General features: G+C 65.3%; 3 protein-coding genes. All 3 read left to right on the plus strand.

Features of this window, described 5'->3' with window-relative positions:
* Positions 1-217 (plus strand): hypothetical protein (locus PKE44_RS19220; protein ID WP_324554431.1); only part of this gene is annotated, 217 nt, incomplete at its 5' end.
* 399 nt (positions 218-616) lie between these two features.
* Positions 617-1,117, plus strand: coding sequence for a hypothetical protein (locus tag PKE44_RS19225; RefSeq protein WP_324554433.1), 501 nt, complete (start codon positions 617-619; stop codon positions 1,115-1,117).
* Between the two features lie 27 nt (positions 1,118-1,144).
* Positions 1,145-1,628 (plus strand): hypothetical protein (locus PKE44_RS19230; protein WP_324554435.1); only part of this gene is annotated, 484 nt, incomplete at its 3' end.

Here is a 1,628-nt window from a genome sequence, read left to right on the forward strand (position 1 = left end):
GATTTCCTGCGCACCCGGCTCGCTGAGCTGTATGACGAGTACGAAAAATCGCAAGTTATTGATAATAAAGGATAAAAATCATTTAACGAAGAACTTTGACCATTTCTTCACACGGGCTGGAAAGCGTGCGGACAGCTTTTCAGCCATCGCCACATGGTGCTTTCTGATTCATATGTGTCTGATTCATAAACAATATGAATGTCATCCAGGCAGATGAGGGGACTTCCGGGTTCGTAAGATGAGGCGCAATGCCGATCCGGACACCGAGCCCTGTGCATCGTCTCGAAACCCGTAGCCGACCGGGTGGCACCGGCCAGCCGCAGCCAGGGAATGGCCGCCTGAAAAATCCCGCGGCAAGCCGGCATTCATGGTCAGGACGGCGCAATCCGCGCCGGACACGCCCCGCGGAGACCGCCGCCATGCATCTTCTCGACCTCACCCTGACCGCCCTGCACATCCTGAGCGTCGTGCTGACCGTGACCCGGCTGGCGCTGGAACACCTCGGCTGAGCGATGCCGGCCGCAGCGGACCTGCGGAAAAAAATTTCCGGGTCCGCTGAAAATCCGCGCGGCTGTCCGGCAATGGATTCATGGACACCGCACGGAGAACCCGCACCATGCCCACCGACCTGCATCAGGCTCTGGCCCAGATGAAGCCGAAGGACTGGAAGTGCCTGCTGGCGCTGGCCGGGCGCAAGTTCGGTCCTGCCGGCCTCGAAGCCGGGGAACTGGTCAACGAAGCCGTTGCGCTGCTGCTCGAAGGCCGGCGCCGCTGGCGGCCGGAAGTGTCCATCCGGACGTTCCTGTGGCAGACCGTGCGCAGTCTCGGTTCGCACGCCCTCGAAAGGCCTGCCCGTCAGCGCACGCAGTCGCTCGAAACCTGTGAGATCAGCGTGGAGATCGCGCTGGCCGACACGGCGCCGGATGCGGATTTCGAGCACGACCTCGCCTGCCTCCGCGCCAGCCTCGTCGATGATCCGCGCCTGCAGGTGCTGCTCGACGGCCTGCTTGCCGGTTACTCGCAGACCGAAATCGCCCGACAACTGGAACTGAGCAACGCGCGGGTCACGGCCCTGAAGCAGGAGCTGATCCGGCGCCTGTACCGTTTTTTCGGCTGAACCCGCCACACGGGAGCAACGCAGACCATGAGCAAGCACCACGACCGGAACAAGATGCTGAACCAGATCCTGCACGCCGAACGCCTGCAGCAACTGCTGGCCCCGACCGAGGCCGATCTGGCCGAAGTCGAAGCGATGAGCGAAGCCGAACTCGATGAGGAACTCGCTGCCGCCGGCATCGACTACGCCGCGTTCGCGGCACGGCTGCAGCAGACGCTGGCGAATCATGAAACCCCGACCCTGACCCCGGCTCCGGCCCTGCCCGCAGGGCTTGCGTGGCTGCAGCGCCGCGGCCGGCGCTGGCTGCAGGCGACGTTCGAAGGTCTGGAGGACCTGCGCCGCGGCTGCGCGCCAATGGCGCCGGTGCTCGATGCCGGCCTGCGCGAGACGCTGCCGGCGGCCCTGCAGGCGGCCTCCCTGCCGGTGGCCGTGCTGTCGCTGCACGCCGTGACCGGCGGCGTGCGCCTAGCCGTGCGCTGGCTGGCCGGGGCGCCGGACACGGCACCGGCGG

This window comes from Plasticicumulans sp. (genome assembly GCF_035331805.1).
In the GTDB taxonomy this organism is placed as follows: Bacteria; Pseudomonadota; Gammaproteobacteria; order Competibacterales; family Competibacteraceae; genus Plasticicumulans.

Bases quoted from the DNA above. Each gene is read 5' to 3' on its own strand.
- PKE44_RS19225 (WP_324554433.1), top strand. From the start codon at position 617: ATGCCCACCGACCTGCATCAGGCTCTGGCCCAGATGAAGCCGAAGGAC.